This window comes from Pedobacter sp. 10L46_2 (genome assembly GCF_056395165.1).
The window spans coordinates 1-13470 of record NZ_JBFTIZ010000090.1 but is presented as its reverse complement, the minus strand read 5'-3'; the positions used below and the strand labels follow the sequence as shown (position 1 = coordinate 13470).

General features: G+C 38.4%; 9 protein-coding genes and 1 riboswitch. Of the genes, 7 read left to right on the top strand and 2 right to left on the bottom strand.

The annotated features are described in order from the left end of the window. Window positions 1-206: 206 nt before the first annotated feature. From AC1DDX_RS12025 to AC1DDX_RS12005, 5 genes are read left to right on the top strand one after another with little or no spacing between them, the layout of a single operon-like run. Entirely contained in the window at window positions 207-1541 is a 1335-nt protein-coding gene (locus AC1DDX_RS12025; RefSeq protein ID WP_172660381.1) for a sugar porter family MFS transporter, read from the top strand. 10 nt (window positions 1542-1551) lie between these two features. After that, on the top strand, window positions 1552-2469 hold the full coding sequence (locus tag AC1DDX_RS12020; RefSeq protein WP_172660380.1) for a carbohydrate kinase family protein: 918 nt from the start codon (window positions 1552-1554) through the stop codon (window positions 2467-2469). A gap of 42 nt (window positions 2470-2511) precedes the next feature. Continuing rightward, on the top strand, window positions 2512-5592 hold the full coding sequence (locus AC1DDX_RS12015; RefSeq protein ID WP_337717956.1) for a SusC/RagA family TonB-linked outer membrane protein: 3081 nt from the start codon (window positions 2512-2514) through the stop codon (window positions 5590-5592). A gap of 17 nt (window positions 5593-5609) precedes the next feature. Continuing rightward, window positions 5610-7328, top strand: a complete 1719-nt coding sequence (locus tag AC1DDX_RS12010) for a RagB/SusD family nutrient uptake outer membrane protein (protein ID WP_172660378.1) — start codon at window positions 5610-5612, stop codon at window positions 7326-7328. 56 nt (window positions 7329-7384) lie between these two features. Further along, on the top strand, window positions 7385-9034 hold the full coding sequence (locus tag AC1DDX_RS12005; RefSeq protein ID WP_172660377.1) for a glycoside hydrolase family 32 protein: 1650 nt from the start codon (window positions 7385-7387) through the stop codon (window positions 9032-9034). A 78-nt stretch (window positions 9035-9112) separates the two neighbouring features. On the opposite strand, the gene AC1DDX_RS12000 is transcribed toward AC1DDX_RS12005, so the two are convergent. Together AC1DDX_RS12000 and AC1DDX_RS11995 are read right to left on the bottom strand one after the other, a co-directional pair. Beyond that, the gene (locus AC1DDX_RS12000; protein WP_172660376.1) at window positions 9113-9535 is read right to left on the bottom strand and encodes a c-type cytochrome; all 423 of its coding nucleotides are present in this window, start codon (window positions 9533-9535) and stop codon (window positions 9113-9115) included. A gap of 2 nt (window positions 9536-9537) precedes the next feature. Beyond that, a complete protein-coding gene (locus tag AC1DDX_RS11995; protein WP_337717953.1) occupies window positions 9538-10191 on the bottom strand; it encodes an SCO family protein in 654 nt (217 codons plus the stop codon). Between the two features lie 103 nt (window positions 10192-10294). Continuing rightward, a riboswitch (cobalamin riboswitch) is annotated at window positions 10295-10485 on the top strand. Between the two features lie 218 nt (window positions 10486-10703). Between AC1DDX_RS11995 and metE the strand changes: the two genes are divergently transcribed. Beyond that, window positions 10704-13022, top strand: a complete 2319-nt coding sequence (gene metE, locus AC1DDX_RS11990) for a 5-methyltetrahydropteroyltriglutamate--homocysteine S-methyltransferase (protein ID WP_477622084.1) — start codon at window positions 10704-10706, stop codon at window positions 13020-13022. 54 nt (window positions 13023-13076) lie between these two features. Continuing rightward, a partial coding sequence (locus AC1DDX_RS11985; RefSeq protein ID WP_477622083.1) for a ketoacyl-ACP synthase III occupies window positions 13077-13470 on the top strand: 394 nt, incomplete at its 3' end.

Sequence of the window (13470 nt, the reverse complement as noted above, 5' to 3'; positions counted from 1 at the left end):
CGCAATAAGCAGTGTAACGAGAGTTAAAGAATTATGTAACCAGATTTAATGTAGGGGAAATTACTTCCTTTGTTTGTTTTTAATCGTTTGATTATCAGTGGTTTTGTTTGTGTTTGATTTTTTAAAGAATTTGATGTAAGAATCATAACACCTGCTTCTGATTTACCTCTAATTTGCAATCATTAACCATTTATAAATCGAACTTCATGAAAAAAAATTCAGTGCTTGCCTGGTCGGTAGTAGTAGCATTAGGCGGGTTTCTTTTTGGCTTTGATACCGCAGTGATATCAGGAGCCGAGAAATCAATTCAACAATATTGGAATCTTTCTGTATTTGAACATGGGCTAACCATTTCAATAGCCTTAATAGGTACTGTGATAGGCTCATTACTTGGCTCCAGACCATCTGATAAGTTCGGCCGCAAAAACACTTTGTATTTTGTTGCAGTAGTTTACTTGTTGTCATCATTAGGAACTGCATTGGCAGATAACTGGTATGTTTTTCTTGTATTCAGATTTATCGGAGGTTTGGGAGTCGGCACATCCTCAGTAACGGCTCCAATTTATATATCAGAAATTTCGCCGGCCGACAGACGTGGCCGTTTGGTAGGATTGTTCCAGTTTAACGTAGTACTTGGAATTCTGATCTCTTACCTTTCAAATTACCTGATTAGCCAGGGTGGAGAATCATCGTGGCGCTGGATGTTGGGTGTGCAAGCTGTACCATCTTTAGTTTTCCTGATCCTAATTAAGTTTATTCCCGAAAGTCCACGTTGGCTTATCCTTAAAAAAGGAGCTACTGAAAAGGCACTGGAAATATTAAGGATCATTAACCCGCTGAACTGTGAGGCTGAGTTAGCGGCAATTAAGGGATCAGAAAAGAAATTGGGAGAATCTTCAAAAAACAAGGAAAGTTTGTTCTCTGGTCAGTATTCGAAACCTGTGATATTTGCCGTGCTGTTTGCGTTTTTTAATCAGGTGTCGGGTATTAATGCCATTATCTATTATGCGCCCAGGATTTTTGAAATGGCCGGACTTGGTGCACATTCCTCGCTGTTATCAACAGTTGGAATTGGGCTGATTAATTTTGCATTTACCTTATTAGCATTAAATTTTATAGATAAAGTTGGTCGCCGTGTATTGATGTTAATCGGGTCTTTTGGCCTTATCGCTTCCTTATTTTTAGTGGCCTTTACATTTTATACCGAGCGCTTTAGTGGTATGGCTATTCCCATCTATATGATGGTGTTTATTGCTTTTTTTGCATTTTCTCAGGGAGCGGTTATTTGGGTGTTTATTTCAGAAATCTTCCCAAATCAGGTGAGGGCAAAAGGGCAAACCTTGGGCAGCTCTACGCACTGGGTAATGGCCGCTCTGGTTGCTTTTTACTTCCCTTATTTTGCCGAAACTTTTGGAGGTGCGGTAACTTTTAGCTTTTTCGGCACCATGATGGTTTTACAATTGTTATTTGTATGGCGCTTTATGCCTGAGACAAAAGGAAAATCATTGGAGAGCATCGGCGACAATATTGTTTTACATTAAATTTTAAACTATGAAACAAGAAATATCTTTAACGGCAGAAGCAGTGTGCTATGGAGAAATACTTTGGGACGTTTTGCCTGATGGTCCTCAGCCGGGTGGCGCACCTTTAAATGTTGCTTATCACCTCAATAAATTAGGTGTAGCATCTGGTTTGATTAGCAGAATTGGTGATGACAACAATGGGCATAAGCTGGAAGAACTGATGGGCAATTGGGGGATCAACAGGAGCTTCCTGCAAACCGACAAAGAGCACGCTACCAGTGAAGTGCTTGCCAGAATGAACAATGGGAATGAGGTGACTTATGAGATTGTTTTTCCGGTTGCCTGGGATTTTATTAATGAAGCAAATGAGTTAAAGGAACAAATAAAGCCAGCAAAATATTTCGTTTATGGTAGCCTGGCTTCCAGAAATGATACCTCCAGAAATACGCTTATCGAATTGTTGGATACTGATGCAATAAAAGTTTTTGATATCAATATTCGTCCGCCTTTTATTAATCATTCATTGTTAGAAATTCTATTAACTAAAGCAGACATTGTGAAGTTTAATGAGGCAGAGTTGAGTATGGTGCAGACTATGTTTAGCGGTTCATTTGAGGGAGAACCACAGATGGTTAAGTTTATCCAAAACCGTTTTAATGTCCCCGAAATCGTTGTTACTAAAGGAGAGTTTGGCGCTTCGTATTACAAGAATGATGAAGCACATCATATTTGGGGCAACGAGATAAAAGTAACGGATACGATTGGTAGTGGCGATTCTTTTCTGGCTGCTTTTATTGCCAGTCATTACCTTAAAGATCAACCTAAAGATATATTAATGAAAGCGATAGCCATGGGCGGGTTTATTGCAACCAAAAAAGGAGGCTGTCCTCAGTATGATATTGCCGAGTACATTCAGTTCAGAGATCAAATATTTAAACAGAAATAACCTAAACAACAACCAAATATTTAAACCATAACCAAATAAATCATGAGAAAATTTTTCTTGCTATGCAGCTTGCTGCTCATAGCGATAAGCGCGAGCTTTGGGCAAACCAGAGTCATTAGCGGAAAGGTAACTGATGGAGAATCAGTGCCTTTGGAGGCGGTGACAGTAGCAATTCCAGGTACTAAAACTACGGTTCTTACTGATCAGAACGGGAATTTCAAGATCAGCGCAGAGAACGGACAAGCGATAAAGTTTATTTATATGGGCGCAGATCCATATAGCTACACTATCACTGCAGACTCACAAAATATTCAGATCAAACTAAATGTTGCAAGTACCAGTTTGAATCAGGTAGTAGTAACCGGATATCAGAAAGAACGTAAGAAGGACATTACCGGGGCAGTAAATGTAGTAGACGTGAAAGGTATTAAAGATATACCAGTCGGGAATCCTGTTAAGTCTCTCCAGGGACGTGTGCCGGGTGTTTTTATCACTACAGATGGTTCTCCATCAGGCGGTGCTACTGTGAGGATTAGAGGCATCGGAACCTTAGGTAATAATGATCCACTTTATGTAATAGATGGTGTGCCATCGAAGAGAGGTTTGCAGGAATTAAATCCTAATGATATTGAATCTATTCAGGTTTTAAAAGACGCTTCTTCATCTACAATTTACGGTTCAAGAGCTGCGAACGGGGTAATCATTATCACTACTAAGAAAGCCAGGGCAGGATATTCAAAAATTGACGTAAATGTTTCTGCTTCTATTCAGAATTACGCTACCAAATTAAAAACCCTGGATGCAGAAGGCAGAGGCAGGGCTTACTGGCAGGCAGCCGTTAATGATAAAGCGGATCCGAATAAACATCAGATCTATCAGTTTGACTGGAATAATGATGTGAATAACCCAGTTTTAAATAAAGTTATTTATCCTGAGTTTATTGATAATGCTAAGACCATGAGGCCTGCCAATACAGATTGGTTTGATGCCATCTCACAAAATTCAATTATTCAATCGTATGATGTTGCCTTGAGCAATGGCAACGAAAAAGGAAATACCATGTTTTCTTTAGGCTATTACCAAAACAAGGGAATTGTAAAGTCTTCTAAAAACGACAAGTTTACTGCTAGGCTAAACACCGACTTTAATTTTTTAAATTCCAAGCTTAAAATAGGAGAAAATCTTACTGCCAGCTACATTAAAAATGCACTTACCCCGGTGAGTGATATTCTGTTTACATCGCTTGTACAGCAGCCAATTGTGCCGATACACACCATAGATGGTGGGTGGGGTGGGCCTGCCTCGGGTATGACCGACAGGCAAAACCCGGTGAGATTGATAGAAGATAACAGGCAAAATTCAAGCAGTTTCTATCGTATTATGGGAAATGTATATGCTGATTATAGTATTATTCCTGGATTAAACTTACGTACAAGCCTGGGGGTAGATTATAATGGAACTTACCAAAGGACATTGCGTAAATCATACATCTCCGGGTTTTTAGCAGATCCGTCTAATCAGGTCACTAATTCACAAAATTACGATGGTAACATAGTTTGGCAAAACACGCTGAACTACAAACTAACCAGTAATAAACATCAGGTGGAATTTTTGCTTGGTCATGAGCAGATTAAAAACATCAATCAATCATTCCTTGCCAGCAGACAGGGGCTAGCCTTAGAAACTATAGATTACGCTTATCTGGGTGCTGCAACAGGCAATACCTTAAATGAGGGAATAGGATCCGGAAATGCGCTGCTCTCTTATTTTGGAAAAGTAAATTATGTTTTTAATGACAGATATATTGTTTCAGCTACAATAAGGAGAGATGGTTCTTCGCGTTTCGGACAAGATAACCGTTATGGTACATTTCCTGCATTTTCTGCAGGATGGCGCGTTAGCGAGGAAGAGTTTATGAAAAAACTTCCATTTATTTCTGATTTAAAACTTAGATATGGCTGGGGTAAATCGGGTAATCAGGAAATTCCGAATAATGCTAACAGAGCGCTATATGCCGCTATTTATGGTATGGATCCGACATGGGATTTTGATGCAGGAAGTGCTTATGATATTACAGGCAGTGGTTCCGGACAATTGCCATCAGGTTTTACTTCAATACAAAGGGGGAACAATGCCCTGAAATGGGAATCTTTACAGGAATCTAATTTCGGTTTGGATTTTGGCTTGTTAAACAACAAAATCACAGGTTCATTTGACTATTTTATTAAAAATACCTCCGATATTTTAATTAAACCTGCTTATCTGGCTGTTTTGGGTGATGGGGGTAGTAAATACATCAATGGGGCTTCGATGCGTAACAAAGGATTTGATGCCTTACTGTCTTACGATAACAAATTTTCTGATGATTTTTCAATGAATCTGACGGGTAATTTTTCATTGTACCGAAACGAAGTTACTTATTTGCCAGAGGATGTTTTAGCTTCTTACCCGGGCAATGGAACCGATAAAACTGTTTTGAACAGACCAATTAATTCATTTTTTGGGTATATCGCCGATGGCTTGTTTCAAAATGCAGACGAAGTAAATTCTTCGGCAGCTCAACCTGGAAAAGGAATTGGCCGGATCAGGTATAAAGATTTAAACGGAGATAATGTTATAGATGATAAGGACAGAGATTTTATTGGTAATGCCAGCCCTAAATTTACTTATGGTTTAAACGCTTCCTTTACATACAAAGACTTTGATCTTAGCTTCTTTGTGCAGGCAATTAGCATCAAGGTAACAAATGAATTTAAAACTTATACTGATTTTTCATCCTTGTGGACAGGGACAAACTGGGGCCAGAGAACTCTTGATGCATGGACTCCGTCTAACCAATCCTCAACCATTCCTGCACTTACCTTAATTGATAATAATAACGAGGGCAGGTCATCAACCTATTTTATTGAAGATGGTTCTTACGTAAAACTAAGAAACTTACAGCTTGGCTATAACCTTAAGCGTGTGTTTAAATCGAAAATTCAGAATGCCCGCGTATTCATACAGGGAAGTAATTTATTTACGATCAAGAGTAAGTCGTTTACAGGTACCGATCCGGAAACTCCCAATTATGGATTTCCAGTACCTGTAATAGGAACTATTGGCCTGAACATTACATTGTAACCTAAAAATAACAGAACATGAAAAGATTATTATATACACTAGCGGTTCTTGGTGTCCTTCTTACGTCTTGTAAAAAGGTACTTGACGAACCAGCACAGGGAGTTGCTTCTGGTGAAGAACTGAATACTCCCGAAAATGTTGACAAGATGGTAATTGCAGCTTACTCATCTTTAGGAAACGACCATTATACCTCACCTTATTCAAGCATGTGGCCATACGGTAGCGTTAGAGGTGGAGATACTTATAAAGGAGGAGATGGACCAGGGGATTTGTCTGAATTCCATCTTTTTGAAACCTTTGTTACAAATAGGGTAGATAATGGTTTGTTGGATCAGTTGTGGTTTAGGCTTTATGTAGGTGTTGGAAGGGTTAATGACGCCTTAAAAAGAGTAAATGCTTTGTCTGATGCGGATTATCCTAAAAAAGCAGAAAGACAAGGAGAACTAAAGTTCCTGAGAGGCCATTACTACTTCCTGCTTAAAATCCTTTTTAAATATGTACCATTTATTGATGAAACACTTGTAAAAGAGGATTATCCAACAGTTTCTAACAGGGCATTAAGTAATGAAGAGTTGTGGGACAAGATTGCATCAGATTTTAAAGATGCAGCCGCTGTGCTTCCACCAGATCAAAGTGACAAAGGCCGGCCAAATAAATTTACTGCAAAGGCTTATTTAGCTAAAGCGCTTTTATATCAGGCGTACATTCAGGACGAAAGCAATACAGTAACTTCCATAAGCTCTGAAAAATTAACAGAGGTTAATGCTTTATGTGATGAGGTAATTGCATCCGGCAGATATCATTTAAGTGATGATTTTGCTAATAATTTTCTGTCTTCAACCGAAAATGGACCAGAGTCCGTGTTTGCTATTCAGTATTCGAAAGATGATGGAACACCTAAGGGGCGGCTTGACTATGGACACGCGCTTAATTACCCAATGAACCAGGATTATGGCTGCTGCGGATTTAATGTGCCTAGCCATGATTTGATTAACTCATTTAAAACTGATGCAAATGGTTTGCCAATGTTTGGCACCTACAACGATGTTGATGTTGCAGCGTCACTTGATTTTCAGACCAGCACTTTTGATCCTCGTTTAGATCATACTGTTGCTAAACCCGGAGCTCCTTTTAAGTATAAAACAGATTTTATATTTGAACGATTTTGGGCAAGGGCTCCTGCAGTTTATGATGCATTTGCAAGTTTAAAAGAGGCGGTATTGCCAGGTGATGCTTCTTTTCAGAAAATTCCGCCATTTATGTCGAGCTCTAAAAACTGGGAGATTATTCGTTATTCAGATGTACTTCTTTGGAAAGCTGAAGCGCTTATAGAACTTGGTAGACAAGATGAGGCTTACCCGTTGATAAATCAGGTAAGGGATCGTTCATCAAAAAGTAAAGCACTTCTTAAACTTGCTAACGGAAATCCAACCTCGAACTATAATGTTCAGCTATATCAGCCGGGCGTAAACTGTACATGGACTCAGGAATATGCCAGAAAGGCGCTTCGCTTTGAAAGAAGGATTGAGTTCGCAACTGAAGGCTATCATTTCTTCGATCTGGTACGCTGGGGCGTAGCGGCGCAAACCATGAACGCTTATTTTAACATAGAAAAATCAAGAGCCAACCATTTGGCTACCGCTAAATTTACAGCCGCAAGAGATGAGTATTTTCCAATTCCATTAAATCAGGTTAATTTTAGCAAAGGCTTATACCAACAAAATAAGGGTTGGTAATGGATTTAAAATATTATTATTACATAAACATACAATTTAACCTAAATAACTAAACGATGAAATCAATTTTAAAAGCCATACTTACCACGGGGCTAATGTTGTACTGCAGTATCTCAATTTTTGCAGCAGATATTTCTATTAAGATCACTAAGAAATACCTCAACTTACCTATATCTCAACGCCAGGATAGGGGAATAATGACATTTGAAATAGCGGGTAAACAAGAACGCTCATTTAAAATAAGATTGGCAACAGGGGAACCTGAGTACTGGGTTTTTAGCGACGTATCTGCTTATAAAGGAAAAACTATAAAAATAAGCTATGATGGTGATGCTACAGGACTTAGCAAAATCTATCAGGACGATAAGATTGCTGGTCAGGATTCTTTGTATCATGAGAAAAATCGCCCTCAGTTTCATTTTACTACAAGGAGGGGATGGGTTAATGATCCAAATGGATTGATATATTATGAAGGTGAATACCACTTGTTTTATCAGCACAATCCTTATGAGAGAGAATGGGAAAATATGTCGTGGGGGCATGCTGTGAGTAAAGATCTTGTACATTGGGAAGAGCTCGCGGTGGCTTTACATCCTGATAAGTTAGGTACTATGTTTTCTGGATCTGCTGTGATTGATTATGATAATACTGCAGGTTTTAATAAAGGAAAAATACCTGCAATGGTTGCTTTCTATACTGCCGACAATGCAGATAGAGAAATTCAATGTGTTGCTTACAGCTTGGACAAAGGCCGTACCTGGACTAAATATGAAAAAAATCCAGTTATAGACTCTAAGGAGAAATGGAATAGTAGAGATACACGCGATCCTAAGGTTTTCTGGTATAAACCAGGTAAACATTGGGTAATGGCTTTAAATGAGCGCGATGGTCATTCTATTTATACTTCTAAAAACTTAAAGGAGTGGAATTTTGAAAGTCATGTTACCGGATTTTGGGAATGTCCGGACCTTTTTGAATTGCCAGTTGATGGAGATAAAAATAAGACCAAATGGGTGATGTATGGTGCATCGGGTACTTATATGATTGGTTCATTTGATGGAAAAGCTTTTACTCCTGAAACAGGTAAGCTTTTATATACAACAGGGTCTATTTATGCGGCTCAAACCTATTCTAATATCCCTGAAAGTGACGGCAGACGTATTCAGATAGGCTGGGGAAGAGTAGCGCAACCGGGTATGGCTTTTAACAACATGATGTTATTGCCTACAGAACTGAAACTTCACTCAACAAAAAATGGAATTAGGTTGTATAATTTGCCTGTAAGTGAGACTGAACAATTGTTTGAACGTACAAACCAATGGGCTGGTTTAAAATCTGATGATGCAAATCAGAAACTTAAGGAATTCAATAGCGCTGATAAAATACGCATTAAAACTACCTTTAAGCTTTCGCATGCGACTAGTGCCGGGTTTAATTTATTTGGTCAGCGTATTATTGATTATGATATGAACAATAATACAATTAATGGGGTTTTCTATTCACCTGCAGATATGACCAGCATGGAGCTAACAGCTGATATTTATGTTGACAGAACATCTATAGAGGTGTTTATTGATGGTGGTGCTTACTCTTATTCAATGGAAAGAAAACCGGTTGATGATAATAAAGAGGGTTTCCATTTCTGGGGGAACAATATTGATGTTAAAAACCTGGAAGTGTATTCAGCTAAGTCTATCTGGAAATAGTTCTATTTAGAAATGGTGTATCAATCGTCATTCTGAAATAAATTCAGAATGACGATTGCATAATTTTACAGCCTCCTTTTACTTACAGTTTTTTAAATCTTCTGCTATTTGCTCTGGAGTATACATTCCTTGTTTATTACCGTATGTGTTGGTTATGTAAACAACTATTTGAGCAATATCTATGTTGGCCAGGGTAGCAAAATCAGGCATTTTTCCATCGTATTTTTTGCCGTTTACAGTAATCGGGCCTGATGCGCCATTTTTTATAAAACAAGCTATTTTTTGTTTGTTCTCCCTTAGAAAAACGGTATCTGTAAGGGGCGGAGCCAAAGCATTTAATCCTTCTCCTTTTGAACCATGGCAATTTTGGCAATGTTTAATGTAAAGATCACGGCCGTTTGCATAATAGATGTCTTGCTTTAGCTGTTCTGAGCTTTGACAAGAATAGATCATTGTAGCAATTGTGATCAGAAATAATGTGCTTATTATTAATTTACGCATAACTACTTCTTATCTTCTGCTAGTAAAACCGGGATATCTTTGGTAAGCTGTGCAACCTGCTCGGGGTTAGTTCCGTCATAAGCTCCACGTATACGTTTTTGCTTATCAATTAAGATTAGCCAACCCTGGTGTACATATCCCTCCTTAGCTGTGCTATCTTCAATTACTGCAACCAGATAATCCTTTTCCGCGATCTTGTAGATGCTGTCTTTTGAGCCATAAGCAAATTGCCATTTTGGGCCATCTACGCCTAGTTTTTGCGCATACTTCTTTAAAACTGATGGATGATCGTATTTAAAATCGATGGTGTGTGAAAGGAACATCACATCAGGATTGTCTTTGTATTTGTCGAATATGGTTTTCATGCTGCGGTGCATGGTAGGGCATATAGTTGTACACGAAGTGAAAAAGAAATCAGCTATATAAATTTTATCTTTAAAAGTATCGTTGTTAATAAGGGTGCTGTCCTGATTTAAGAAGCTAAATGCAGGTATAGTTTTATATACCGTATCAACGCTGGTTGATCCATCTGCATTTTTAACTGTTGCTGCTTCTCTGGGGCCTAAAATAGGAAGCTTTTTTTGATCCTGACAAGAGGCCAGAAACACTATGCTACCAAATAAAAATGCGGATAAAATGGATCGGTTAAATTTCATAATAATGCTTTTAGAATGTTGCAAAGGTACACTACTCAAAAATTAATATGTAATGTGTGGGTAATAAAATGTAAGTTTGCAGCTTATAAGTTCTTTACTTTAATTCTTCATCAACCGGAGAGGTTTTACTTAATTGTAGATTAATAGGGAATCGTGTGTAAATCACGAACTGTCGCGCAACTGTAAGTAACACAAAGGTTTTTACCCTTAGAGTATCCACTGTTCCAGTTATGGAATGGGAAGGATGGTAAAAATGTTACAAGTCAGGAGACCTGCCTTCACCGAATTGACAATGCTTTCGCGATTTGAAGCACAAGTCAGGTATGATGTATTGACGTCCGTCATATCGACGGTAGGAGATATCCCTTGTTTATGTCAGGAGGTCTCTCTCTGCGTGCGAGATGACGGCATCTTGAGTACATCTTTTCCTTTCTTAATCTTCTTTATTTCTATTGCATTGCGAAGTTCAGCAAAGGGCTTTTAACTGATTTTTTCAATTAAATGCAAGAAAAATGCTAACAAACAATCTAGGCTATCCGCGAATTGGTAGCAACAGAGAACTCAAAAAAGCCTGCGAGCAGTATTGGTCGGGCAAAACAACAATTCAAAACCTGGTGCAGGTTGGAAGAAACATCCGTCAGCAAAATTGGGAATTACAAAAGCAAGCGGGTATTGATTTAGTTCCCAGTAACGACTTTTCATTCTATGACCAGGTATTAGATCTTTCGTTAACAGTTGGGGCAATCCCTAAGCGTTATCACGAGGTTATTTTAAATAAAGGCAATTCAGAATTAGACCTTTATTTTGCAATGGCCAGAGGCTATCAGAAAGACAACTTGGATATTACGGCCATGGAAATGACCAAATGGTTTGACACTAACTATCATTATATTGTTCCCGAATTTGTAAAGGATCAGCAGTTTAAACTGTTTTCGACCAAGATATTAGATGAATATAATGAGAGTAAAAGACTAGGCATTAAAACCAAACCTGTAATTATTGGTCCGGTTACCTACCTTTTGCTTGGTAAAGAAAAGGAAGCCGGGTTTGAAAGGATAGACCTTATTAAAAATCTGCTTCCGGTATATATCGATATTTTAAAGAAACTGGAAGAGCAACATGTTGAATGGGTACAGTTTGATGAGCCTTTTCTCTCTTTAGATTTAACAGATAAAGATAAAGCAGCTTATAAATATGTGTATGCGGAAATAAAAAAGCAATTTCCTAATCTTAAAACGTTGCTTACTACCTATTTTGAAGCTTTAAAAGACAATAAGGAATTAGCAACATCGTTACCGGTTACTGCATTGCATATTGATCTTGTGCGAAATCCGGAGCAATTACAACCTGTTTTGGATGTTATTCCTTCTAATTTAATTTTATCAGTTGGCGTTGTTGATGGTAGAAACATTTGGAAAAATGATTTTAAAACCTCATTGGCTTTAATTGAAACTGCACAAGCTAATATTGGTATTAAAAGATTGATTATTAGCCCATCGTGCTCGCTTATACACTCACCATGTGATCTTGAACTGGAAACAAATGAATCTGTTTTAACCCCAGAGATTAAGCAATGGCTTTCGTTTGCTAAGCAAAAGGTAGATGAAATTGTCACTTTAAAACAATTAGTTAATGGAGAAGAGGCGGCAGCCGAAAAACTGGCGGAGAATATTAATGCGAATGAAAACCGCAAAACTTCTTCCTTAATCCATAATCAGGCGGTAAAACAAAGAGTTGCTGGTATAACTACTAAAGATGAAAATCGGGAAAATGCTTTCGCAATTCGTAAAGAAGCACAGCATAAGGCATTAAAACTTCCTTTGTTCCCAACAACAACTATAGGGTCATTTCCGCAAACACCTGAGGTAAGAAGTTGGAGAGCTAAATATAAAAAGGGCGATTTAACTCTTGCAGAATACGACGCGTTAATTGAAAAGGAAACTGAAGAAACGATTCGTTTTCAGGAAGAATCGGGTATTGATGTTTTAGTACACGGCGAGTTTGAACGCAATGATATGGTTGAATACTTTGGTGAGCAACTTGCAGGTTTTACATTTACTAAAAATGGATGGGTGCAGAGTTATGGTAGCAGATGTGTAAAACCACCAGTAATCTATGGTGATGTGCATCGACCGAAACCGATGACTGTTAGGTGGTCAGCATATGYGCAATCACTTAGTGATAAGTGGGTTAAGGGAATGCTTACTGGTCCGGTAACTATTTTGCAATGGTCATTTGTTAGAAATGATCAGCCCAGATCAGAAACCTGTACACAGATTGCGCTTGCAATTAGAGATGAGGTTGTGGATCTTGAAAAGGCAGGGATTAAGATCATACAGATCGATGAACCCGCTATCCGCGAAGGTTTACCATTGCGTAAGGCCGATTGGCAAAATTATTTGCATTGGGCAGTTAGGGCGTTCCGTATCTCAGCAAGTGGGGTCGAAGATGAAACTCAGATTCATACCCATATGTGCTATTCTGAATTTAATGACATCATTCAGAACATCGCCGATATGGATGCTGATGTAATTACGATAGAGTGTTCAAGATCACAGATGGAATTATTAGATGCCTTTGCTGATTTTAAATATCCAAATGAAATTGGTCCGGGTGTTTACGACATCCATTCGCCAAGGGTTCCGAGCAAAGAAGAGATGGTTTTACTACTTGAAAAGGCCAAATCTGTTATTCCGGCAGCCCAACTTTGGGTGAATCCTGACTGCGGTTTAAAGACCCGCCACTGGGATGAAACAAAAAAAGCTTTAATAGAAATGGTCGCAGCTGCAAAAGTACTGCGGGAATATGTGGAAGAAGCCGTAACTTTGTAAAAAAAAGGGGCAGGTTTTATGCCTGCCCCTTTTTACAGAATTACATAAACATAAATGAGAATAAGGAAAAATGCGGTGATTACCGCGGTTGGGGGTTATGTTCCGGACACTATTTTAAGTAACCATGACCTTGAAAAGATGGTAGATACCAATAACGAATGGATTGTTGCCAGGACCGGGATAAAGGAGAGAAGAATAGTAAATGATCCAAATATTGCTACATCCGACATGGCTACTTATGCCTTGAATAGATTGATGGAAGAAGGAAATGTAGATCCAGATGAAATTGATTGTGTAATTGTCTCTACTTCAACACCAGATTACGTAATGGTATCAACCGGGAGTATGGTTTGTGAAAAGGCAGGTTTAAAAAATGCATGGGGTATTGATACTAACGCAGCTTGTAGTGGTTTTTTATATGCACTAACACTAGGGGCAAGTATGATAG

What these genes read in the sequence shown, in the direction of transcription:
- AC1DDX_RS12010 (WP_172660378.1), top strand. Translation starts at nt 5,610, where the DNA reads ATGAAAAGATTATTATATACACTAGCGGTTCTTGGTGTCCTTCTTACG.
- AC1DDX_RS11995 (WP_337717953.1), bottom strand. Translation starts at nt 10,191, where the DNA reads ATGAAATTTAACCGATCCATTTTATCCGCATTTTTATTTGGTAGCATA.
- AC1DDX_RS12020 (WP_172660380.1), top strand. Translation starts at nt 1,552, where the DNA reads ATGAAACAAGAAATATCTTTAACGGCAGAAGCAGTGTGCTATGGAGAA.
- AC1DDX_RS12015 (WP_337717956.1), top strand. Translation starts at nt 2,512, where the DNA reads ATGAGAAAATTTTTCTTGCTATGCAGCTTGCTGCTCATAGCGATAAGC.
- AC1DDX_RS12000 (WP_172660376.1), bottom strand. Translation starts at nt 9,535, where the DNA reads ATGCGTAAATTAATAATAAGCACATTATTTCTGATCACAATTGCTACA.
- AC1DDX_RS12025 (WP_172660381.1), top strand. Translation starts at nt 207, where the DNA reads ATGAAAAAAAATTCAGTGCTTGCCTGGTCGGTAGTAGTAGCATTAGGC.
- AC1DDX_RS12005 (WP_172660377.1), top strand. Translation starts at nt 7,385, where the DNA reads ATGAAATCAATTTTAAAAGCCATACTTACCACGGGGCTAATGTTGTAC.